This is a genomic window from Streptomyces sp. SYP-A7185 (genome assembly GCF_046103685.1).
In the GTDB taxonomy this organism is placed as follows: domain Bacteria; phylum Actinomycetota; class Actinomycetes; order Streptomycetales; family Streptomycetaceae; genus Streptomyces.
Genome location: NZ_CP122310.1, coordinates 2,305,876 through 2,329,294, shown reverse-complemented (window position 1 = coordinate 2,329,294; position 23,419 = coordinate 2,305,876). Strand labels below are relative to the sequence as shown.

At 69.6% G+C, this 23,419-nt stretch carries 18 protein-coding genes; 14 read left to right on the top strand and 4 right to left on the bottom strand.

Annotated elements, in window-relative coordinates; genetic code table 11:
- Nucleotides 1-46: 46 nt before the first annotated feature.
- From metH to QBL25_RS10120, 4 genes are all read left to right on the top strand, one after another.
- Nucleotides 47-3,574, top strand: a complete 3,528-nt coding sequence (gene metH / locus QBL25_RS10135) for a methionine synthase (RefSeq protein ID WP_409056683.1) — start codon at nt 47-49, stop codon at nt 3,572-3,574.
- 98 nt (nt 3,575-3,672) lie between these two features.
- Nucleotides 3,673-4,374 (top strand): HAD-IA family hydrolase, encoded by a 702-nt coding sequence (locus tag QBL25_RS10130; RefSeq protein ID WP_409056682.1) that lies wholly within the window; start codon nt 3,673-3,675, stop codon nt 4,372-4,374.
- 321 nt (nt 4,375-4,695) lie between these two features.
- Entirely contained in the window at nt 4,696-6,303 is a 1,608-nt protein-coding gene (locus QBL25_RS10125) for an ABC transporter substrate-binding protein (protein ID WP_409056681.1), read from the top strand.
- A 70-nt stretch (nt 6,304-6,373) separates the two neighbouring features.
- Nucleotides 6,374-7,960, top strand: a complete 1,587-nt coding sequence (locus QBL25_RS10120; RefSeq protein WP_409056680.1) for an ABC transporter substrate-binding protein — start codon at nt 6,374-6,376, stop codon at nt 7,958-7,960.
- A gap of 81 nt (nt 7,961-8,041) precedes the next feature.
- Here QBL25_RS10120 and QBL25_RS10115 read toward each other — a convergent pair whose 3' ends face one another.
- Together QBL25_RS10115 and QBL25_RS10110 are read right to left on the bottom strand one after the other, a co-directional pair.
- Nucleotides 8,042-8,713, bottom strand: coding sequence for a response regulator transcription factor (locus tag QBL25_RS10115; protein ID WP_135332738.1), 672 nt, complete (start codon nt 8,711-8,713; stop codon nt 8,042-8,044).
- A gap of 14 nt (nt 8,714-8,727) precedes the next feature.
- Complete coding sequence (locus tag QBL25_RS10110; protein WP_409056679.1) at nt 8,728-9,609, bottom strand: RecB family exonuclease; 882 nt, start codon at nt 9,607-9,609, stop codon at nt 8,728-8,730.
- 128 nt (nt 9,610-9,737) lie between these two features.
- Here QBL25_RS10110 and QBL25_RS10105 point away from each other — a divergent pair, with 128 nt between their 5' ends.
- The 3 genes from QBL25_RS10105 to QBL25_RS10095 all read left to right on the top strand — a co-directional run bounded on the left by QBL25_RS10105 (nt 9,738) and on the right by QBL25_RS10095 (nt 12,999).
- Nucleotides 9,738-11,261: a site-2 protease family protein gene (locus tag QBL25_RS10105; RefSeq protein ID WP_409056678.1), complete on the top strand. Its 1,524-nt coding sequence runs from the start codon at nt 9,738-9,740 to the stop codon at nt 11,259-11,261.
- 47 nt (nt 11,262-11,308) lie between these two features.
- Nucleotides 11,309-12,220 carry a tRNA (adenine-N1)-methyltransferase gene (locus tag QBL25_RS10100; RefSeq protein WP_409056677.1) on the top strand — a complete coding sequence of 304 codons (912 nt, stop codon included), beginning with the start codon at nt 11,309-11,311 and terminating at the stop codon, nt 12,218-12,220.
- A gap of 200 nt (nt 12,221-12,420) precedes the next feature.
- On the top strand, nt 12,421-12,999 hold the full coding sequence (locus tag QBL25_RS10095) for a hypothetical protein (protein WP_409056676.1): 579 nt from the start codon (nt 12,421-12,423) through the stop codon (nt 12,997-12,999).
- A gap of 91 nt (nt 13,000-13,090) precedes the next feature.
- On the opposite strand, the gene QBL25_RS10090 is transcribed toward QBL25_RS10095, so the two are convergent.
- The gene (locus tag QBL25_RS10090; RefSeq protein ID WP_409056675.1) at nt 13,091-13,405 is read right to left on the bottom strand and encodes a ferredoxin; all 315 of its coding nucleotides are present in this window, start codon (nt 13,403-13,405) and stop codon (nt 13,091-13,093) included.
- A gap of 254 nt (nt 13,406-13,659) precedes the next feature.
- Between QBL25_RS10090 and arc the strand changes: the two genes are divergently transcribed.
- The 5 genes from arc (at nt 13,660) to prcA (ending at nt 19,451) form a co-directional block, all read left to right on the top strand.
- Nucleotides 13,660-15,426, top strand: a complete 1,767-nt coding sequence (arc, locus tag QBL25_RS10085; protein WP_409056674.1) for a proteasome ATPase — start codon at nt 13,660-13,662, stop codon at nt 15,424-15,426.
- 213 nt (nt 15,427-15,639) lie between these two features.
- Complete coding sequence (dop, locus tag QBL25_RS10080) at nt 15,640-17,151, top strand: depupylase/deamidase Dop (RefSeq protein ID WP_409056673.1); 1,512 nt, start codon at nt 15,640-15,642, stop codon at nt 17,149-17,151.
- Between the two features lie 124 nt (nt 17,152-17,275).
- Complete coding sequence (locus QBL25_RS10075) at nt 17,276-17,494, top strand: ubiquitin-like protein Pup (protein WP_249590985.1); 219 nt, start codon at nt 17,276-17,278, stop codon at nt 17,492-17,494.
- 281 nt (nt 17,495-17,775) lie between these two features.
- Nucleotides 17,776-18,621 (top strand): proteasome subunit beta, encoded by an 846-nt coding sequence (prcB, locus tag QBL25_RS10070; RefSeq protein WP_409056672.1) that lies wholly within the window; start codon nt 17,776-17,778, stop codon nt 18,619-18,621.
- A 53-nt stretch (nt 18,622-18,674) separates the two neighbouring features.
- Nucleotides 18,675-19,451 (top strand): proteasome subunit alpha, encoded by a 777-nt coding sequence (gene prcA / locus QBL25_RS10065; protein ID WP_409056671.1) that lies wholly within the window; start codon nt 18,675-18,677, stop codon nt 19,449-19,451.
- 69 nt (nt 19,452-19,520) lie between these two features.
- On the opposite strand, the gene QBL25_RS10060 is transcribed toward prcA, so the two are convergent.
- Nucleotides 19,521-20,546, bottom strand: coding sequence for a LacI family DNA-binding transcriptional regulator (locus QBL25_RS10060; protein ID WP_409056670.1), 1,026 nt, complete (start codon nt 20,544-20,546; stop codon nt 19,521-19,523).
- A gap of 132 nt (nt 20,547-20,678) precedes the next feature.
- Here QBL25_RS10060 and QBL25_RS10055 point away from each other — a divergent pair, with 132 nt between their 5' ends.
- Nucleotides 20,679-21,938 carry an MFS transporter gene (locus QBL25_RS10055; RefSeq protein WP_409056669.1) on the top strand — a complete coding sequence of 420 codons (1,260 nt, stop codon included), beginning with the start codon at nt 20,679-20,681 and terminating at the stop codon, nt 21,936-21,938.
- A 9-nt stretch (nt 21,939-21,947) separates the two neighbouring features.
- Nucleotides 21,948-23,309 carry a Pup--protein ligase gene (gene pafA / locus QBL25_RS10050; protein ID WP_135334215.1) on the top strand — a complete coding sequence of 454 codons (1,362 nt, stop codon included), beginning with the start codon at nt 21,948-21,950 and terminating at the stop codon, nt 23,307-23,309.
- The last annotated feature ends 110 nt before the right edge of the window (nt 23,310-23,419 follow it).

Sequence of the window (23,419 nt, the reverse complement as noted above, 5' to 3'; positions counted from 1 at the left end):
TCCGAAGCGCAAAGCCGACAGCCGTCGCACCTCAGGGAGCTCTTTCATGGCCTCGTTGCCGACCCCCTCGTCCGGTACCTCGGATTCCCCGAACGGAACCCGGGCCGACGCCCTCCGCGAAGCCCTCGCCACCCGCGTGGTGGTGGCCGACGGCGCGATGGGCACGATGCTCCAGGCACAGGACCCCACGCTCGAGGACTTCCAGAACCTCGAGGGCTGCAACGAAATCCTGAACGTGACCCGCCCGGACATCGTCCGCTCGGTCCACGAGGAGTACTTCGCGGTCGGCGTCGACTGCGTCGAGACGAACACCTTCGGCACGAACTTCGCCGCCCTGAGCGAGTACGACATCCCCGAGCGGAACTTCGAGCTCTCCGAGGCCGGCGCCCGCATCGCCCGCGAGGTCGCCGACGAGTTCACCGCCTCCACCGGTCAGCAGCGCTGGGTCCTCGGCTCGATGGGCCCCGGCACCAAGCTGCCCACCCTGGGCCACGCCCCGTACCGGGTGCTGCGCGACGCCTACCAGACCAACGCCGAAGGCATGATCGCGGGCGGCGCCGACGCGCTCCTGGTGGAGACCACCCAGGACCTGCTCCAGACCAAGTCCGCGATCCTCGGCGCCCGGCGCGCCCTGGAGGCCACCGGCGCGAACCTCCCGCTGATCTGTTCGGTCACCGTGGAGACCACCGGCACGATGCTGCTCGGCTCGGAGATCGGCGCCGCGCTGACCGCCCTGGAGCCGCTCGGCATCGACATGATCGGCCTGAACTGCGCGACGGGCCCGGCCGAGATGAGCGAGCACCTGCGCTATCTGGCCCGCCACTCGCGCGTCCCGATCTCCTGCATGCCCAACGCCGGCCTGCCGGTCCTGGGCAAGAACGGCGCCCACTACCCGCTGACCGAGGCCGAGCTGGCCGACGCCCAGGAGACCTTCGTCCGCGAGTACGGCCTCTCCCTGGTCGGCGGCTGCTGCGGCACCACCCCCGAGCACCTGCGCCAGGTCGTCGAGCGGGTGCGCGGCCTCGAGGTCTCCGCCCGCGAGCCGCGCCCCGAGCCGGGCGCCGCCTCGCTCTACCAGACCGTGCCCTTCCGGCAGGACACCTCGTACCTGGCCATCGGCGAGCGCACGAACGCCAACGGCTCGAAGAAGTTCCGCGAGGCCATGCTGGACGGCCGCTGGGACGACTGCGTGGAGATGGCCCGCGACCAGATCCGCGAGGGCGCCCACATGCTCGACCTCTGCGTCGACTACGTGGGCCGGGACGGCGTCAAGGACATGGAGGAGCTCGCGGGCCGCTTCGCCACCGCCTCCACCCTGCCGATCGTCCTGGACTCCACCGAACTCCCCGTCATCCAGGCCGGCCTGGAGAAGCTGGGCGGACGCGCCGTCATCAACTCCGTCAACTACGAGGACGGCGACGGCCCCGAGTCCCGCTTCGCGAAGGTCACCGCGCTGGCCAAGGAGCACGGCGCCGCGCTGATCGCGCTGACCATCGACGAGGAGGGCCAGGCCCGCACCGTCGAGCACAAGGTCGCCATCGCCGAGCGCCTGATCGACGACCTGACCGGCAACTGGGGCATCCACGAGTCGGACATCCTCATCGACGCCCTGACCTTCACCATCTGCACCGGCCAGGAGGAGTCCCGCAAGGACGGCATCGCCACCATCGAGGCGATCCGCGAGCTCAAGCGCCGCCACCCGGACGTGCAGACCACCCTGGGCCTGTCGAACATCTCCTTCGGCCTCAACCCGGCCGCCCGCGTCGTGCTCAACTCCGTCTTCTTGGACGAGTGCGTCAAGGCCGGCCTGGACTCGGCCATCGTGCACGCCTCGAAGATCCTGCCCATCGCGCGCCTGGAGGAGGAGCAGGTCAAGGTCGCCCACGACCTGATCTACGACCGCCGCTCCGAGGGCTACGACCCCTTGCAGAAGCTCATGGAGCTCTTCGAGGGCGTCAACATGAAGTCGATGAAGGCGGGCAAGGCCGAGGAGCTCATGGCCCTGCCGCTGGACGAGCGCCTCAAGCGCCGCATCATCGACGGCGAGAAGAACGGCCTGGACGCCGACCTGGACGAGGCGCTCCAGACCCGCCCCGCCCTCGACATCGTCAACGACACCCTCCTGGAGGGCATGAAGGTCGTCGGCGAGCTGTTCGGCTCCGGCCAGATGCAGCTGCCCTTCGTGCTCCAGTCCGCCGAGGTCATGAAGACCGCGGTCGCGCACCTGGAGCCGCACATGGAGAAGTCGGACTCCGAGGGCAAGGGCACCATCGTCCTGGCCACCGTGCGCGGCGACGTCCACGACATCGGCAAGAACCTCGTCGACATCATCCTGTCGAACAACGGCTACAACGTGGTCAACCTCGGCATCAAGCAGCCGGTGGCCGCGATCCTGGACGCCGCCGCCGAGCACCGCGCGGACGTCATCGGCATGTCCGGTCTCCTGGTGAAGTCGACCGTGATCATGAAGGAGAACCTGGAGGAGCTCAACCAGCGCAAGATGGCCGCGGACTTCCCGGTCATCCTGGGCGGCGCCGCCCTCACCCGCGCCTACGTCGAGCAGGACCTGCACGAGATCTACGAGGGCGAGGTCCGCTACGCCCGCGACGCCTTCGAGGGCCTGCGCCTGATGGACGCCCTCATCGCGGTCAAGCGCGGCGTCCCCGGCGCCACGCTGCCCGAGCTGAAGCAGCGCCGCGTGGCCAAGAAGGACACCCCGGTCCTCGAGGTGTCCGAGGACGAGGGTCCCGCCCGCTCGGACGTCTCCGTCGACAACCCGGTCCCGACCCCGCCGTTCTGGGGCACCCGCGTCGTCAAGGGCATCCAGCTCAAGGAGTACGCGTCCTGGCTGGACGAGGGCGCCCTGTTCAAGGGCCAGTGGGGCCTCAAGCAGGCGCGGACCGGCGACGGCCCCTCGTACGAGGAGCTGGTGGAGAGCGAGGGGCGGCCCCGGCTGCGCGGCTGGCTGGACGAGCTGCACACCAAGAACATGCTGGAGGCGGCCGTCGTGCACGGCTACTTCCCCTGTGTCTCCAAGGGCGACGACCTGATCATCCTGGACGACCAGGGCAACGAGCGCACCCGCTTCTCCTTCCCGCGCCAGCGCCGCGGCCGGCGCCTGTGCCTGGCGGACTTCTTCCGCCCGGAGGAGTCCGGCGAGACCGACGTGGTGGGCCTCCAGGTCGTCACCGTCGGCTCGAAGATCGGCGAGGCCACGGCCGAGCTGTTCGCCGCCGACTCCTACCGCGACTACCTCGAACTGCACGGCCTGTCCGTGCAGTTGGCCGAGGCGCTGGCCGAGTACTGGCACGCGCGCGTGCGCGCCGAGCTCGGCTTCGGCGGCGAGGACCCGTCCGACGTCGAGGACATGTTCGCCCTGAAGTACCGCGGCGCGCGCTTCTCGCTGGGCTATGGCGCCTGCCCCGACCTGGAGGACCGCGCGAAGATCGCCGAGCTCCTGGAGCCGGAGCGGATCGGCGTGCAGCTCTCCGAGGAGTTCCAGCTCCACCCGGAGCAGTCCACGGACGCGATCGTCATCCACCACCCCGAGGCGAAATACTTCAACGCGCGCTGAGCGGTCACGTCGTACACTGGTCGGTCCAGTGCAGGCCGGTTGCCCTCCCGTCACCAGGGGGCAGCCGGCCTTCTCGTCCCTCATGGAGGTGTGACCGGATGACCAGTACGGTTCCCGCGCTCGGTACCCGAACGGCCGAAGGCTCCGCCTTGCAGGCGGTGCTCCTCGACATGGACGGAACTCTCGTGGACACCGAGGGGTTCTGGTGGGACGCGGAGGTGGAGGTCTTCGCGGCACTCGGACACACGCTCGACGAATCCTGGCGGGACGTGGTCGTCGGCGGCCCCATGACGCGCAGCGCCGGATTCCTGATCGCGTCCACCGGAGCCGACATCACGGTCCCCGAGCTCACCGTGCTGCTCAACGACGGCTTCGAGAACCGCATCAGCCGCACCCTGCCGCTCATGCCGGGCGCCGCCCGGCTGCTCGCCGAGCTCGCCGCGCACGAGGTGCCCATGGCGCTGGTCTCCGCCTCGCACCGGCGCATCATCGACCGCGTCCTGGACTCGATCGGATCCCACCACTTCGCGCTCACCGTCGCGGGCGACGAGGTCTCCCGGACCAAACCGCACCCCGACCCATACCTCCTCGCGGCGGCGGGGGTTGGCGCGGAACCGGCCAGATGTGCCGTCATCGAGGACACCGCGACCGGCGTGGCGGCGGCCGAGGCAGCGGGCTGCCGGGTGGTGGCCGTGCCGTCCGTGGCGCCCATCGCACCGGCCACCGGCAGGACCGTCGTGCCGTCACTCGAACACGTCAACCTTCCCTTCCTGCAAGGATTGATGGCCGGAAAACGCTGAACAGTTGAAGTTGTGACGTTTCCCACTCCCCCGGGGGTCGACAGCCGATCACGGTTGTGCCGGGCCCCCGATTTGGGCGAGTTGTGGAGTGACGTTGTGTCCTGATTGAGGCGAACCTCACGAAACCTTCCCGTGTCGGGTTATCGGTGCGTCCGCGCCCGGTTTCGCTGCGTGATTGAGGGTCAACTCCAGTCCCTTCCAGCCCTCCTGGCGGCGCGGACTAATGTCATCGCGAGAACATCGCCACGACCCCACGGCCCGACTGACCCCACCCCTCGTTGTCGGTCCGGACGGGACCAACAGCTCTGGAGAACGTCGAGCATGAACCGTAAGACTTTGGTGCTGCCGGCCGTCGTAGGTCTGCTCGCTCCCGCGCTCGCGGCGTGCGGCGGGACGGGCAACGGTGGGGGAGACGACGCGATCATCGTCGGCACCACGGACCGGTTCGCCACCTCGCCCGAGATACCGGCCCCCTTCGACCCGGCGTACGCCTATGACGCGGGTTCCTGGAACGTCGTGCGCCAGACGGTGCAGACGCTGATGGCGGCCCCGCGCGGCGGCGGAGACCCGGAGCCCGACGCGGCCGAGAAGTGCGGCTTCACCGACACCGGCAACGAGCGCTACGAGTGCACGCTGCGCAAGGGCCTGAAGTTCGCCGACGGCGAGGCGCTGACCGCCACCGACGTGAAGTTCTCCATCGAGCGGGTGCGCGACATCAAGATCAAGGACCCCAGCGGCTCCGCCGGCATGGTGTCCAACGTCGACGCGATCGAGACGCAGGGGGACCGCGGCGTCGTCTTCCACCTCAAGAGCCCCGACGCGACGTTCCCGTACAAGCTGGCCACGCCCATCGCGGGCATCGTCAGCTCGGAGCACTACGCCAAGAACAAGCTGCGCGACGGCTTCGCCCTGGACGGCTCGGGCCCCTACACCGCCAAGCAAGAGGTCGAGGGCAACGACCTCGTCAAGACGGTGTTCTCCAAGAACCCGAACTACAAGGGCGTCCTGAAGCCCAAGAGCGACAAGATCGAGATGCGGACCTACGAGTCCGCCGACGCGATGGGCGACGCCCTCAAGAGCGGCGACCTCGACATGATGACGCGCACCATGTCGCCCGAGCAGATCAAGCAGCTCGACGAGGACCCGGGCAACAACATCGAGCTGGTCGAGACGCCCGGCCTGGAGATCCGCTACCTCGGCTTCAACACGGACGCCACCACCGTCAAGTCCAAGGCCGTCCGCCAGGCCATGGCGCAGGTCGTCGACCGCGGCGCCCTCGCCGCCAGCGTCTACGGCGACGCGGCCGAGCCGCTGTACTCCCTGGTGCCCGCCACCATCACGGGCCACCGCAACTCGTTCTTCAACCAGTACGGCGACCCGAGCCGGGCCAAGGCCTCCGAGCTGCTCCAGAAGGCCGACATCAGCAGCCCGGTGAAGCTCACCCTGCACTACACGACGGACCACTACGGCCCGGGCACCAAGAAGGAGTTCCAGGTCCTGCAGAAGCAGCTCAACGCGAGCGGCCTGTTCGACGTGTCCATCAAGGGCACGGCCTGGAACACCTTCCGCCCCGCCGAGCAGAAGGGCGCGTACGACGTCTACGGGATGGGCTGGTTCCCCGACTTCCCGGACGCGGACAACTTCCTCACGCCGTTCCTCGACAAGGACAACATCCTCGGCTCGCCGTACGTGAACCGCACCATCAACGACGAGCTGCTGCCGCAGTCGCGCCGCGAGGCGGACCGGCTCACCGCCTCCAAGAGCATCCAGAAGATCCAGGACATCGTCGCCGAGGACGTGCCGGTGCTCCCGCTCTGGCAGGGCAAGCAGTACATCGCCGCCCGCGACGACATCACGGGCGTCGAGTGGGCCCTCAACGCCTCCTCGAACCTTCAGCTGTGGGAGCTCGGTCGCGGTGTGAGCGGCTGACCTCCGCGCACGCCGGCACGACAGCGCCGGGCTTCGCTCCACCGATTGACATCAACGACAAGGCACGTTCGTGAAATTGCGCAACCAGTGGCTGGCCCTTCCCCTCACGGGAGGGCTGGCCGCCGCCCTGCTGACCGGCTGCGGCACGGAATCAGGGGGAGCGGGGGAGAACGGCGACGCGGTGGTGATGGGGATGTCGGACGACGTCCTGGCCACCGACCCGGCATCCGGTTACGACCCCGGGTCGTGGCTCCTGTTCAACAACGTCTTCCAGTCCCTCATGAGCTTCCCGAACGGGGGCACGGAGCCGGAGCCGGAGGCCGCCAAGGAGTGCGGTTTCACCGACACGGAGACCAAGGTCTACGCGTGCACGCTGCGGGACGGTCTGAAGTTCAGCAACGGCAACGCGCTGACCTCGAAGGACGTCAAGTACTCCTTCGACCGCATGATGCGGATCAACGACGGCAACGGCCCGGCGATCATGTTCCCGATGCTTGACCGCGTCGAGACGCCGAGCGCCAAGAAGGTCGTCTTCAAGCTCAAGTACGCCGACGCGACCTTCCCCAGCAAGATCGCGTCCGGCGCCGGCTCCATCGTCGACCAGGCGTCGTACGACATGGACGCCCTGCGCGAGGGCGGCGAGGCCACCGGTTCGGGGCCGTACAAGCTCGACTCGTTCAGCGACGACCAGGCGGTCTTCTCGGTCAACCCCGACTACAAGGGCACCGCGAAGGTGAAGAACAAGGGCGTCACGCTCAAGTTCTTCCACGACGACCGCAAGGGCCTGAAGCAGGCGCTCCTGGACGACAAGATCGACATCGCCTACCGCGGCCTGGCCGCGTCCGACGTCGCGGACATCGAGCAGGACACCACCGACGCGAGCCAGAACATCGACGTCGTCGAGGGCACGAGCGCCGAGGTGCAGCACCTGGTCTTCAACATGAAGGACCCGGTCGCCGGCAAGCTGGGCGTCCGCAAGGCCATGGCCTACCTCCTCGACCGCGACGCGCTGGTCAAGGACGTCTACCGGGACACGGCGACGCCGCTGTACTCGATCGTCCCGGCCGGGATCGGCGGCCACAACACCGCCTTCTTCGACACCTACGGCGCCCGCCCGCAGCGCTCCAAGGCCGCGGCGGCCCTGCGTGACGAGGGCCTGAACGGCAAGGTCAAGCTCACGCTCTGGTCCACGCCCTCGCGCTACGGCCCCGCGACCGACCAGGAGCTGAAGGCGATCGCCAAGCAGCTCAACGCGAGCGGCCTCTTCGACGCCGACGTGAAGTCGGTCAAGTTCAGCCAGTACGAGCAGGACATCAAGGCCGGCAAGTACGGCGTGTACGTCAAGGGCTGGGTGCCGGACTACCCGGACCCGGACAACTTCACGCAGCCGTTCTTCGGCAAGGGCAACGTCCTGGACAACGGCTACCGGAACAGCGACATCACCGGGAAGATCATCCCCGGCACCGCCGCCGAGACCGACCGCACGAAGACCGACGACGACTACGCCGAGCTCCAGGACACCGTCGCCGAGGAGCTGCCGATCCTGCCGGTCTGGCAGGCCAAGCAGTACGCGGTCATCCGTGACGACGTGTACGGCGTGGAGTCCTGCCTCGACGCCTCGACCGTGTTCCGCTTCTGGGAACTCAGCAAGGCCTGATCACCCGGCGCGCAGACGACGGAAGGTGGCCGCCCCTCCAGGGGCGGCCACCTTCCGTCGTCTCTCGCCCTCTCGCCGCGCCTACTGGGCGCCGGGACGCACCAGACCGCTCTCGTACGCGTACACCGCGGCCTGCACCCGGTCGCGGAGCCCCAGCTTCGTCAGGACATGGCCCACATGCGTCTTGACGGTCGTCTCGCTCACGAACAGGTCCGCCGCGATCTCCGCGTTCGACAGGCCGCGCGCCACCAGCTTGAGGACCTCGACCTCCCGCTCGGTGAGCGTGTGCAGGGTGTCCGGCACCGGCTCGTCGCCCGAGGGGAGATGGCCGGCGTACTTGTCCAGAAGCCTGCGGGTGATGCTGGGCGCGAGCATCGCCTCGCCCGACGCGACCACCCGGATCGCCTGCACCAGCTCGTTCGCCGGGGCGTCCTTGAGCAGGAAGCCGCTGGCACCCGCCCGCAGCGCCTCCACCACGTACTCGTCGAGGTCGAAGGTGGTCAGGACCAGGACCTTCGCCGGTCCGTCCCGGCCCGGCCCGGTGATCTGCCGGGTCGCCTCGACGCCGTCCATCCGCGGCATGCGGATGTCCATCAGGACCACGTCGGGCTGGAGCGCCCGCACCTGGTCGAGAGCCTGCAGGCCGTCCCCGGCCTCGCCGACGACCGCGACGTCCTGCTCGGCCTCCAGAATCATCCGGAACCCCGTGCGCAGCAGTGGCTGGTCGTCGACCAGTAGGACACGGATCGCCACGTAACTCTCCTTCGCTAGCCCGGGGCCATTCTGCCCTGCTCGTCCTCTCCGGACTCGGGCACCCTCACCGCAAGGGGGTACGGCGGGGGAGTCCCGCCGAATTCCGGACATACGGCCTGGTGGTCGCACCAGCCGCACAGCTTCGTGGGCCGCGGCCGCCAGTCACCCGTCTCGGTGGCGAGCGTGATCGCCTCCCACAGCGCGTGCAGCTTCCGCTCGACCTGCTCCAGGTCCTCGATCCTGGGGTCGTACGTGATGACGTCGCCGCTGCCCAGATAGACGAGCTGGAGGCGGCGCGGGACCACGCCCTTCAGGCGCCACACCACCAGGGCGTAGAACTTCATCTGGAAGAGCGCGCCCTCCGAATACTCGGGGCGGGGGGCCTTGCCGGTCTTGTAGTCCACGATCCGCACGTCGCCGGAGGGAGCCACGTCCACGCGGTCGATGATGCCGCGCAGCTTCAAGCCCGACTCCAGCTCCGCCTGCACGAACAGCTCGCGCTCGGCGGGCTCCAGGCGCGTGGGGTCCTCCAGGGTGAACCAGCGCTCGACCAGCCTCTCCGCGTCCGCCAGCCAGCGCGCGAGCCGCTCGCCCCGCTCGTCGTCCGCGAACAGCTCCGTCAGCTCCGGCTTGGCCTCGCGCAGACGGTCCCACTGGCCCGGGATCAGGGACTTGGCGCGCGGCGCCGTCCGCTCGCCCGCGGGCGCGTCGAAGAGCCGCTCCAGGACGGCGTGCACCAGCGTGCCGCGGGTCGCCGCCTCGTTCGGCTTCTCGGGCAGCTTGTCGATCACCCGGAACCGGTACAGCAGCGGACACTGCATGAAGTCACTGGCGCGCGAAGGCGAGAGGGACGCCGGACGCACGGCCGTCACGGCACCGTCGGTGCTGGTTTCCATGAGGACAGACCCTACGACCCGCCACCGACAACGGCCGCATACCATCGACGACAGACCCTCTCGCCCTGCATGATCGTGCGTGTACCGCGCCGGACAGGGGCGAGGGACGCTTCGAACGAGGGGACATCGTGGACGAGAGCGGCGGGAGCGGCAGGCCGCGATCCGAGGGCACGGACGGCCGGCGGCCGGGTGCCGAAGAAGGCGCCGCGGCGGGCCCCGAGGCACCGCGGACGGTGCCCGGAGCCGCCGACGCCGACCGCCCGGCGGGTCCGGACGGCCCCGACGGCCCCGCGAGCCCCCGGCCCCCGGCACGCGAAGAGACGATCCGGCAGGCCCCCGAGGAGGAGCCGCGCCCCGCGGCCGACCCCCGGCCGGCCGCCGACCGCCTCACCAAGACCCCGCACGACACGCCCGGGGAGACACCGCGGGACACCCGTCCCGAGTTCGCGCACGCCACCCACGGACCCGCCCCCAAGGCCACCCCGCCCCAGGGCAAGAAGGGCCCCGGCGGAGGGCTCCTGATGGGGCGCCCCTTCGGCGTGCCCGTCTACGTGGCACCGAGCTGGTTCCTCGTCGCCGCCCTCATCACCTGGGTCTTCGGCGGCCAGCTCGACCGCGTCCTGCCCGAGCTCGGCGCCGCCCGCTACCTCGTCTCGCTCTTCTTCGCCGTCGCGTTCTACGCCTCCGTGCTCGTCCACGAACTGGCGCACACCGTCGTCGCCCTGCACTACAAGCTGCCGGTGCGCCGCATCCAGCTCCAGTTCTTCGGCGGCGTCTCGGAGATCGAGAAGGAGTCGGAGACGCCGGGACGCGAGTTCGTCCTCGCCTTCGTGGGCCCGCTGCTCTCCCTCGTCCTCGCGGGCGTCTTCTACGGCGGCATGCGCGCCGTCGAGCCCGGCACCGTGCCCGGCGTCCTGCTCGCCGGCCTGATGATCTCGAACCTCATCGTGGCCGCCTTCAACCTCCTGCCGGGCCTGCCCCTGGACGGCGGCCGCATGCTCCGCGCCGTCGTCTGGAAGATCACCGGCAAGCCCATGAGCGGCACCATCGCCGCCGCCTGGGTCGGCCGCGCGCTCGCCATCTCCGTCCTCATCGGACTGCCCCTGCTCAACCAGTCCGGCGCGCTCGGCGGCGACACCCAGGACATCGGCGGCATGGACACCGTCACCGACGCCCTGCTCGCCGCGATCCTCGCCGCGATCATCTGGACCGGCGCGGGCAACAGCCTGCGCATGGCCCGGCTGCGCGAGCACCTGCCCGAGCTCCGCGCCCGCGCCCTGACCCGCCGGGCCGTCCCCGTCGAGTCGGCCACCCCGCTCTCCGAGGCGCTGCGCCGCGCCAACGACGCCGGGGCCCGCGCCCTCGTCGTGGTCGACGCCGACGGCGATCCCATGTCGGTGGTCCGCGAGGCGGCCATCGTCGGCGTGCCCGAGCACCGCCGCCCCTGGGTCACCGTCAGCGGCCTCGCCCAGGACATCACCGAGGGCATGCGGATCTCCGCCGAGCTCGCCGGCGAGGAGCTCCTCGACACCCTCCGGGCGACACCGGCCACCGAGTACCTCGTGGTCGAGGCCTCCGGGGAGATCTACGGGGTGCTGTCCGCCGCCGACGTGGAGCGCGCCTTCGTCAAGGCGATGGCCCGCCCCAGCTGACGCCCACCCTGGTCCGCGGCCCGCGCGGGGGCCGGTAGGCTGTTCACATGTCCGAACCGACCGGTGCCGCCCGCCGACGCGGGCCCTTCAAGGTCGGGGACCAGGTTCAGCTGACCGACCCCAAGGGCCGCCACTACACGTTCACGCTCGAGGCCGGGAAGAACTTCCACACCCACAAGGGTTCCTTCCCCCACGACGAGCTGATCGGTGCTCCCGAGGGCAGCGTTGTCCGCACCACGGGAAACGTCGCCTACCTCGCGCTGCGCCCCCTGCTCCCCGACTATGTCCTGTCCATGCCCCGCGGCGCCGCCGTGGTCTACCCCAAGGACGCGGGGCAGATCCTGGCCTTCGCGGACATCTTCCCCGGCGCACGCGTCGTCGAGGCGGGTGTGGGCTCCGGCTCGCTCAGCAGCTTCCTCCTGCGCGCCATCGGCGACGAGGGCATGCTGCACTCGTACGAGCGCCGCGAGGACTTCGCCGACATCGCCCGGCAGAACGTGGAGCGCTACTTCGGCGCCCCGCACCCGGCCTGGCAGCTCACCGTCGGAGACCTCCAGGACAACCTGAGCGACACCGACGTCGACCGCGTCATCCTCGACATGCTCGCCCCCTGGGAGTGCCTGGACGTCGTCTCCAAGGCGCTCGTCCCCGGCGGCATCCTCTGCTGCTACGTCGCGACCACCACCCAGCTCGCCCGGACCGTCGAGTCCATCCGTGAGATCGGCGGCTTCAACGAGCCGACCGCCTGGGAATCGATGATCCGCAACTGGCACGTCGAGGGCCTCGCGGTCCGCCCGGACCACCGCATGATCGGCCACACCGGCTTCCTGCTCACCGCCCGCCGCCTCGCGGACGGCGTCGAGCCGCCCATGCGCCGCCGCCGCCCCTCCAAGGGCGCCTACGGCGAGGACTACACCGGCCCGAACGCCGACGGCGGGACCCCGCGCGCCGAGCGCTGAAGGACCGGCACCACCGCGACCGCGTACGCCGCGTGAACGCCCGGGCGCCGTCGCCGAGTTCCCCCGCAGACCGGGGAACTCGGCGGCGGCGCCTTTCCGTTCGCGGAAGACGCCGACCCCGGTGTTCCGCGGCGGTGTGAGGTATGGCACGATGCTGGCCACCTCCCCCACCGGCACAGCCCTCACAGGAGACCCTCCTCGTGCAGCACCCAGCCGTCCCGGAACTGGCACACAACACCACCCGTCCCATCCACTGGCTGGCCACCGCGGCCGCGCTCGCCGCCGTCGTCGCCGGCTCGTCCTTCCTGCAACCCGACCCCGCGACCGCCGCCCCTTCGGCCGCCGAGCCGTCCGGCAGGACCGCGGCCGCCCCCGCGCCCGCACCGGACCCGGCCACCGTCACGTTCCCCCTGGCCTGCGGGAACGTAAAACCCGTCGTGAAGAAGAAGGCCTCCGGGGACCTCGACGGTGACGGCAGCCCCGAGACCGTCGCGGTGGTGCACTGCGCCGCCGGATCGGGCACGCCGCCCGACGGGGTGTACGTCGTCACGCGCGCCACCGGGGGCAAGCCGCGGGTGGTCGCCACCCTCGTGGACCCGAAGGACCGCGAGAACGTCAGCGACTTCGCCGTACGTGACGGTGTGATCACCGCCACGCTCCTCGGCTACTCCTCGCCGAACGTGCCCAGCTGCTGCCCGGACCTCCAGGAGGAGGCCAAGTGGCGATGGAAGGACGGCACCTTCGCGCGGTCCACGCCGGCCGGGGCGCACAGCGTGTGACCCGGGAGACACGCAGAAGGGCCTGTGCCCGCCGTCCAGCGGCGGGCACAGGCCCTTCTGCGTGTCTCAGCGGGCGTCCGCGCCCACGGCCTCAGGCGGCGTCGGGCCCGTAGACCTCGACCCGGTCCGAGACGCGGCGCACGTGAATGCAGTCGCCCGGGCACTCCTTGGCCGAATCCACCACGTCCCGCAGAAGCGGCAGCGGAACGGGCGTTGTGGCGCCCGGAGCCTGCAAGAGCTCGTCGTCGCCGCTCTTCACGTACGCGAGTCCGTCGATGTCCAGCTCGAAGACCTCAGGCGCGTACTGCGCGCAGATGCCGTCGCCAGTGCAGAGGTCCTGGTCGATCCAGACCTCCAGCGGATCACGGCTCTCGGAGCCGTTCCCGGCCTCGTCTCCCACGGTCATCTCTCCTGCCGGTCGTCACGCCGAGTGAGCCGACTTTGCGGCAAGTCGGGCCAGCCCTGACGGGTGTTGAACGCTTCGACGATACAACCGCCCGCTTTCCGATGTTGTTGGGTGGGTAATGAGCAGACGTGAGGGAGAGCGCAAGGGTGAAGATCGGACACACCTCTACCGTCTTTGTGATCTAGGGGTTTCAATCGACACCCACCCAGGTAGGGTCTGGAAGCGTCCAGCTCCCCTTGGAGGAGGTGAGGACCGTGGCAGCCCACGACGACGACATCAACCGCGGCATCCGGCCGGGGCGAGGGTCTGAGGACCCCGCCGGTCAGGTTGCCTATCTCGAGCAGGAAATCGCCGTCCTGCGACGCAAGCTCGCCGACTCTCCGCGTCATACGAGGATTCTCGAAGAGCGGATCGTCGAGCTGCAGACCAACCTGGCCGGCGTGTCCGCCCAGAACGAGCGGCTCGCCAACACGCTCCGTGAGGCCCGCGACCAGATCGTGGCCCTCAAGGAGGAAGTCGACCGGCTCGCTCAGCCGCCGGCCGGCTTCGGAGTCTTCCTCGTGGCGAACGAGGACGGCACGGCCGACATCTTCACCGGGGGCCGCAAGCTCCGGGTGAACGTCAGCCCCGGCGTGGAGCTCGAAGAGCTCAGGCGTGGCCAGGAAGTAATGCTCAACGAAGCGCTCAACGTGGTCGAGGCCATGGAGTACGAGAGCGTGGGGGACATCGTCACCCTCAAGGAGATCCTCGAGGACGGCGAGCGTGCCCTGGTGGTCGGGCACACCGACGAGGAGCGGGTGGTGCGGCTCGCCGAACCACTCCTCGACGTCACCATCCGCCCGGGGGACGCACTCCTGCTCGAACCCCGCTCCGGCTATGTGTACGAGGTGGTCCCCAAGAGCGAGGTCGAAGAGCTCGTCCTCGAAGAGGTCCCGGACATCGGCTACGAGCAGATCGGCGGTCTGGGCAACCAGATCGAGCTGATCCGCGACGCGGTCGAGCTGCCCTACCTCTACCCGGACCTCTTCAGGGAGCACGAACTGCGGCCGCCCAAGGGCGTCCTGCTGTACGGGCCTCCCGGCTGCGGCAAGACGCTGATCGCGAAGGCCGTCGCCAACTCCCTTGCCAAGAAGGTCGCCGAGGTGACCGGGCAGGCGTCGGGGAAGAGCTACTTCCTCAACATCAAGGGCCCCGAACTGCTCAACAAGTACGTCGGTGAGACCGAGCGGCACATCCGCCTGGTCTTCCAGCGTGCGCGGGAGAAGGCGAGCGAGGGCACCCCCGTCATCGTCTTCTTCGACGAGATGGAATCCCTCTTCCGCACCCGCGGATCCGGTGTCAGCTCGGACGTGGAGAACACCATCGTCCCCCAGCTGCTCGCCGAGATCGACGGCGTGGAAGGCCTGGAGAACGTCATCGTCATCGGTGCCTCCAACCGTGAGGACATGATCGACCCGGCGATCCTGCGCCCCGGACGACTCGACGTGAAGATCAAGATCGAGCGCCCGGACGCCCAGGCGGCGAAGGACATCTTCGCCAAGTACCTCACCGAGCGGCTCCCGCTGCACGCGGACGACCTCGCCGAACACGGCGCCGACCGGCGCACCACCGTGGACGGCATGATCCAGTCCGTCGTGGAGCAGATGTACGCGGAGTCCGAGGAGAACCGCTTCCTCGAGGTGACGTACGCCAACGGCGACAAGGAAGTCCTGTACTTCAAGGACTTCAACTCCGGCGCCATGATCGAGAACATCGTCGGACGCGCCAAGAAGATGGCCATCAAGGCCTTCCTCGACGCCGACCAGAAGGGCATCAGGGTCTCGCACCTCCTCCAGGCTTGCATCGACGAGTTCAAGGAGAACGAGGACCTGCCCAACACCACCAACCCGGACGACTGGGCCCGCATCTCCGGCAAGAAGGGCGAACGGATCGTGTACATCCGTACGCTCGTCACCGGAAAGCAGGGCGCGGACACCGGACGCTCCATCGACACGGTGGCGAACACCGGTCAGTACCTGTAGAAGACAGGGCGGCTGCGGGTGTCCTTCGTGGGTACCCGCAGCTGTCTGTTTTTCAATGAAGGCAATGATCTCCCCACCAGCGCAAAGGCGCTCTAGGCTCTTCGGTACCGCCGAGTCGCGCAGTGCGGGGACGGGCACCGCACACGCACCGGAGAACCAGCGGTACTTGAGCGCCGCACCCGAACGGGAGCGCCGCCGGGCAAGGAGGGCCGCATGACCGTACGGCGAGTAATGGGCATCGAGACGGAGTACGGCATCTCCGTCCCCGGCCACCCGAACGCCAATGCCATGCTCACCTCGTCCCAGATCGTCAACGCCTACGCCGCGGCGATGCACCGGGCGCGACGCGCCCGCTGGGACTTCGAGGAGGAGAACCCCCTGCGGGACGCGCGGGGCTTCGACCTCGCCCGTGAGACCGCCGACGCCAGTCAGCTCACCGACGAGGACATCGGCCTCGCCAACGTGATCCTCACCAATGGGGCGCGCCTCTACGTGGACCACGCGCACCCCGAGTACAGCTCACCCGAGGTCACCAATCCCTGGGACGCCGTCCTGTGGGACAAGGCCGGCGAACGCATCATGGCGGAGGCGGCCGACCGCGCCGCCCAGCTGCCGGGCGCCCAGCCGATCCACCTGTACAAGAACAACACCGACAACAAGGGCGCCTCGTACGGCACGCACGAGAACTACCTGATGAAGCGGGAGACCCCCTTCTCGGACATCGTGCGCCACCTGACGCCGTTCTTCGTCTCCCGGCAGGTCGTCACCGGCGCGGGCCGGGTCGGCATCGGCCAGGACGGCCACGAGCACGGTTTCCAGCTCAGCCAGCGCTCGGACTACTTCGAGGTCGAGGTCGGCCTGGAGACGACCCTCAAACGGCCCATCATCAACACGCGCGACGAGCCGCACTCCGACGCCGAGAAGTACCGCCGCCTGCACGTCATCATCGGTGACGCGAACCTCTCCGAGATCTCGACGTATCTGAAGCTGGGCACGACGTCCCTGGTCCTCGCCATGATCGAGGACGGCTTCATCGCGGTGGACCTCGCCGTCGACCAGCCCGTGCGCACCCTCCACCAGGTCTCCCACGACCCGACCCTCAAGCGTCTGATCACGCTCCGTAGCGGCCGGACACTCACCGCGGTCCAGCTCCAGATGGAGTACTTCGAGCTGGCCCGCAAATACGTCGACGAGCGGTACGGCACCGACGCCGACGAGCAGACCAAGGACGTCCTCAGCCGCTGGGAAGACGTCCTGGGCCGTCTGGAGAGCGATCCGATGAGCCTGTCCGGTGAGCTCGACTGGGTCGCCAAGCGGGAGCTCATGGAGGGCTACCGCCGCCGTGACGGCCTGGACTGGGACGCGGCACGGCTGCACCTGGTCGACCTCCAGTACGCGGACGTACGGCCCGACAAGGGCCTCTACAACCGCCTGGTGGCCCGCGGCAAGATGAAGCGCCTCCTGGAGGAGCCCCAGGTCGAGCGCGCCCAGACCAAGCCCCCCGAGGACACACGCGCGTACTTCCGCGGCCGCTGCCTGGAGCAGTACGCGGACGACGTGGCCGCCGCCTCGTGGGATTCGGTCATCTTCGACCTTCCGGGGCGCGACTCGCTCCAGCGGGTGCCCACACTGGAGCCCCTGCGCGGGACGCGGAACCACGTCAAGGAGCTCCTTGACCGCTGCCGCACCGCGGAGGATCTGGTCCGGGTGCTCTCCGGAGGCTGAAAGACCCGGCGTGTGGGAATCATCGAGATGGCCCCCGGACGTTGCAGTAAGTACGGGGCCGATGTCGGACCTGGCTTATAGGGTCTGATCAAGTACATCGAACCGAACGAGCGGGGTGAGGTAGATGGCGACCAAGGACACCGGCGGCGGACAGCAGAAGGCCACGCGTTCCACCGAAGAGGTCGAGGAGCAGACAGAGGAAGCGCAGGGCTCCGAGGACCTCAAGGAGCGCCAGGAGAAGTTGAGCGACGACGTGGACTCCGTCCTGGACGAGATCGACGACGTCCTCGAGGAGAACGCCGAGGACTTCGTCCGGTCCTTCGTGCAAAAGGGCGGCCAGTAAGGCACGGCGGACGCGGCGGGTGCGAAGCCGGGAGTGCGTGGCGCGAGGCAGGGCCGCGCATGACCGGCGGTGCCGGAGCGGTCCGACGTGATCTGCCCCGATGCGCTCGACCGTCCTCGACTGCTCCCGACCGCACATGTGGATCACCGCCGCCAGACGGGTAGGGTCCTGACGTACCACCCTTCGGACGTACTGCGCATCAACTGCAATCCGGCCACCGGCGAGTTGGGACACGCTCCCGGCGTTCAGCGCCCGGCCGTCACTTACCTGGAAGGAAACGCGTGGAAGCCAACACTCGTAGCACCGGGCGTCTGCCGGCTGCCTTCCTGACGCCTGGTTCCTCGTCCTTCATGGACTTCCTGTCCGAGCACCAGCCCGAGATCCTGCCGGGCAACCGGCAGTTGCCGCCCACGCAGGGCGTGATCGAGGCGCCGCACGGCACGACCATCGTGGCGACGACGTTCCCCGGCGGCGTGGTGCTCGCCGGTGACCGGCGGGCGACCATGGGCAATGTGATCGCGCAGCGCGACATCGAGAAGGTCTTCCCGGCCGACGAGTACTCCGCGGTCGGCATCGCCGGCACCGCCGGTCTCGCGGTGGAGATGGTCAAGCTCTTCCAGTTGGAGCTGGAGCACTTCGAGAAGGTCGAGGGGGCCACGCTCTCCCTGGAGGGCAAGGCGAACCGTCTCTCCACGATGATCCGGTCGAACCTCGGCATGGCCATGCAGGGCCTGGCCGTCGTCCCGCTCTTCGCGGGCTACGACGTCGACCGCGAGAAGGGACGCATCTTCTCGTACGACGTCACGGGCGGCCGTTCCGAGGAGCACGGCTTCGCGGCCACCGGCTCCGGTTCGGTCTTCGCGCGCGGGGCGATGAAGAAGCTCTACCGCAAGGACCTCTCGGAGCAGGAAGCGACGACCCTCGTCGTCCAGGCGCTGTACGACGCCGCGGACGACGACTCGGCGACCGGCGGCCCGGACGTGGCCCGCCGTATCTATCCGATCGTCACCGTCATCTCCGACGAGGGTTTCCGGAGGCTGGCGGACGACGAGTCCTCCGAGATCGCCCGCTCGATCCTGGAGCGGCGTCTGGAGCAGCCCGACGGCCCGCGGGCCTCGCTGCTCTGACCGATCCGTATTCGCCACTGACTGAGTCACTGACAGAAAGGGACGGATAGCCGGTGTCGACGCCGTTCTATGTCTCACCCCAGCAGGCCATGGCCGACCGGGCGGAATACGCCCGCAAGGGCATCGCCCGTGGTCGCAGCCTTGTTGTGCTGCAGTTCGCCGATGGCATCGTGTTCGTCGGCGAGAACCCGTCCCGTGCGCTGCACAAGTTCAGCGAGATCTACGACCGGATCGGCTTCGCGGCCGCCGGCAAGTACAACGAATACGAGAACCTCCGGATCGGCGGCGTGCGCTACGCCGACCTTCGCGGATACACCTACGACCGTGACGACGTGACGGCCCGCGGTCTCGCGAACGTCTACGCCCAGACGCTGGGCACGATCTTCTCCAGCCAGGCGGAGAAGCCGTACGAGGTGGAGCTCGTCGTCGCCGAGGTGGGCGCGACGGCCGACGCCGACCAGATCTACCGCCTGCCGCACGACGGTTCGATCGTGGACGAGCACGGCTCGGTCGCGGTCGGCGGCAACGCCGAGCAGATCAGCACGTTCCTCGATCAGCGCCACCGGGACGGGATGTCCCTCGCGGAGGCGCTGAAGCTGGCGGTGCAGTCGCTGTCCCGCGACACCAACGGCAGTGAGCGGGAGATCCCCGCCGAGCGCCTCGAGGTGGCGGTCCTGGACCGCACGCGCCCGCAGCAGCGCAAGTTCAAGCGGATCGTCGGGCGCCAGCTCGCGCGGCTCCTCGAAGGCGGCGCGTCGGCTCCCACGGACGCCGCGTCGGACAACGAAGAGCCGGAGCCGGAGTCCACCGAGGACTCCACCCAGGAGTAGTCCCCTTCGTCGTACGCCCCGTGTCCCGGCCTGGTCGCCGGGGCACGGGGCGTTCGCGTGCCGGGCGGGTCAGCGGGGGGCGGGGGCCGTCGAGCCGCGGACCACCAGCTCCACCGGCAGGGTGTCGGTCAGGGGCGTGCGGCCGTCGAGCACGGCGAGCAGCGAGGCCATGCCGCGCTCGCCGAACCGCTCGGCGGGCAGCCGCACGGTGGTCAGCTCGGGTTCCACCGCGGTCGCCAGGGTGAGGTCGTCGAAGCCGGTCACGGAGAGGTCCTCGGGCACGCGCAGACCGAGGCGGCGGGCCGCCTTGCAGGCGCCGGCGGCCAGGATGTCGTCGTCGCAGACGAGCGCGGTGGGGCGGGGCCCCGGAGCGCGGAGGGCGGCTTCAGCGGCGGTGCGGGCGGCCTCGACGGTCAGGGGCGCCCGGACGGTGCGTACGGCCGTGTCCGTGCCCCTCAGGGCCGCCGCGAGGGCGTCGGCGCGGACGTCGAAGGTCCAGGAGTCGACGTCCGCGGCCAGGTGCAGGATGTCGCGGTGGCCCAGGGCCAGCAGATGCTCGGCCGCGCGGCGCATCCCGTCGCCGATGTCGAGGTTGACCGTGGCGGCGCCGAGGCTGTCCGCGGGGTCGCTGTCGAGCATGACCAGGGGCAGCGCGTCGCCCTGGATGGTGGCCAGCGCGTCGGCGGCCATGGACGAGGCGATGATGCCGTCCAGGGCCGCGCGCCCGGAGTCGAAGGGGTCGCGGGCGGGGCCGACGCCCTCGGGGGAGGGGTAGAGGACGACGCCGAAGCCGTGCTCGGCGGCGACGCGGGCGGCTCCGGTGTGGACGCGGGCGAAGAACTCGTTCGTGAGGGCGGGTACGACCAGGAGCGCCGTCCTGGTGCGGCCCAGGCGGAGGTTGCGCGCGGCGAGGTTCGGGCGGTAGCCCAGCTCGCGGGCGGTGGCCCGGACGCGCTCGGCGGTCCGCTCGGCGACCCTGCCCCGCCACTTCTCGCCGAACACGAGCGAGACGGTGGCCTGGGAGACCCCGGCGGCCCGCGCGACGTCACGGCTGGTGGGGCGTGGCCCCGCGGCCTCCTGCTGTGGCCCGGCCACTACTGGTACCTCCCGGATCGGTCCCGCGGGGCAAGAACGGGATGGACCCGCGGTGAGCGCTCATGGTACGTATGACCCTCGACGTTATACGTAAAACCTCGGCGCTTCGGCGCGGAGGGAGGGGCGGGAAGCATGGCTGCCGGATACGCGGAGATCCTCCGGACGAGACACGCCGGGCGGCTGCTCGCGGGCACGCTGGTGGGCCGGCTGCCCAACGCGACCGCGGCGATCGCGATCGTGCTGTTCATCCGCGCCGAGGGCGGGACCTACAGCCTGGCCGGCGCGCTCGCCGCGGTGTACGGCGTGGCCAACGCCGTGGGGCAGCCGCTGCTCGGCCGCCTGGTGGACCTCTACGGTCAGCCGCGGATCCAGCTTCCCGCGGCGGTCGTCTCCGCCCTGGGCATGGGGGCCTTCGCCTTCACCGGGCCCGACTCGCTCGCGCTCGCGTACGTCGCGGTGGGGGTGGCCGGTCTCTTCACGCCGCCCCTGGAGGGCGGCCTGCGCGCGCTGTGGCCGAGCGTCCTCGGCAAGGAGGAGCAGGTCCACACGGCGTACGCCATGGACGCCATCGCCCAGGAGGTCATGTTCACCGTCGGACCGCTGCTCGTGACCGGCTGCGTCGCGCTCTGGTCGGAGCAGGCCGCCCTGCTCGTCGTGAACGCCCTCGGTCTCCTCGGCGCCCTGTCCGTGGTGGTGTCGCAGCCCTCGCGCGCGTGGCGCTCGGCGCCCCGCGAGGCGCACTGGCTCGGCGCGCTGCGCTCACCCGGCCTCATCGCGCTGCTCGGCGCGTTCCTCTTCATCGGCATGGCGCTCGGCTCCATCACCGTCGCCGGCGTGTCGTACGCCGACGGGCACGGCGGCGACGCGGTGTACGGCTGGATGATGGCGGCCCTCGGCCTCGGCGCCCTCGTCGGCGGGTCCGTGTACGGGGCGCGGCAGTGGGCCGGCGTGCCCGAGAAGCGGCTGACCGTCCTGGTGGCCCTGCTCGCCCTCTGCTACTGGCCGCTGACGCTGACCCCCGGCGCCGTCGCCATGACGGCGCTCGCGGCCGTCGCCGGGGTCTTCCTCGCCCCGGCGCTCGCGTGCGCGTTCATCATCGTGGACCGGCACGCCCCGCGGGGCACCGTCACCGAGGCGTTCTCCTGGCTCGTGACCACGTTCACGGTCGGCGCGTCGCTCGGCACGGCGGCCGCGGGGCCGGTCGTGGAGTGGGGCGGGACGGTGTGGGGCTTCGCCGTTCCCGGGGCCGCCGGCGTCGCCGCGCTGGTGGTTCTGCTGGCCACGGCGCGGGTGCTCGTACTGCCCGCTGATTCGGCGGTCGTTGCGGGTTCATCGGAAAATGATCGAAACGGTGCCGTCGAACCCGGTTTCAGGGCAGGGCATCAGGCGTAATGTTCAGTCATGGACCGCCGCATTTTCGGGCTGGAGAATGAGTACGGCGTCACGTGCACGTTTAGGGGACAGCGCCGTCTGTCGCCTGACGAGGTGGCGCGCTACCTCTTCCGCCGTGTTGTCTCATGGGGCCGCAGCAGCAACGTCTTTCTGCGGAACGGCGCCCGCCTCTATCTTGACGTCGGGTCACATCCGGAATACGCAACACCGGAATGTGACAACGTGACCGAACTGGTCACGCACGACAAGGCGGGCGAGCGCATTCTGGAAGGCCTGCTCGTCGACGCCGAACGCCGCCTGCACGAGGAGGGAATCGCGGGCGACGTCTATCTCTTCAAGAACAACACCGACTCGGCGGGAAACTCCTACGGCTGCCACGAGAACTATCTGGTGGCCCGGCACGGGGAGTTCTCGCGGCTCGCGGACATCCTCATTCCCTTCCTCGTCACGCGACAGCTGCTGTGCGGCGCGGGCAAGGTGCTGCAGACTCCACGCGGCGCCGTGTACTGCGTCAGTCAGCGTGCCGAGCACATCTGGGAAGGGGTCTCCTCCGCGACCACCCGCTCCCGGCCGATCATCAACACCCGCGACGAACCGCACGCGGACGCCGAGCGCTACCGCCGGCTGCACGTCATCGTCGGCGACTCGAACATGTCCGAGACGACCATGCTCCTGAAGGTCGGCGCCACCGACCTCGTCCTGCGCATGATCGAAGCGGGCACGGTGATGCGGGACCTGACCCTGGAGAACCCGATCCGGGCCATCCGCGAGGTCAGCCACGACATCACGGGCCGCCGCAAGGTGCGTCTGGCCAGCGGCCGCGAGGCCTCCGCCCTCGAAGTGCAGCGCGAGTACTACGAGAAGGCCGTGGACTTCGTGGAGCGCCGCGGCATCCGCACGGGCACGGTCGAGCAGGTCCTGGAGCTGTGGGGCCGCACGCTCGACGCGATCGAGGCCGAGGACCTCGACCGCATCGGCACCGAGATCGACTGGGTCATGAAGTACAAGCTCATCGAGCGCTACCGCGCGAAGAACAACATGACCATGTCGCACCCCCGGGTCGCGCAGATAGACCTCGCGTACCACGACATCCACCGCCGTCGCGGGCTGTACTACCTCCTGGAGAGGAAGGGCCAAGCCGCCCGCATCTGCAACGACTTGAAGATCTTCGAAGGCAAGTCGGTGCCGCCGCAGACCACCCGCGCGCGGCTGCGCGGGGACTTCATCCGCAGGGCCCAGGAGCAGCGCCGCGACTTCACGGTCGACTGGGTGCACCTGAAGCTCAACGACCAGGCACAGCGCACGGTGTTGTGCAAGGACCCCTTCCGGTCGGTCGACGACCGGGTGGAGAAACTGATCGCCGGTATGTAACCCCCGATACAGCAGGTGCGTTGCGGGAACGCAACGCGGGGCGCCGTACGTTCCTCGTACGGCGCCCTTCTCCATGCGTAGAGTTGCGCGCACGCCAACCGACAAGATCG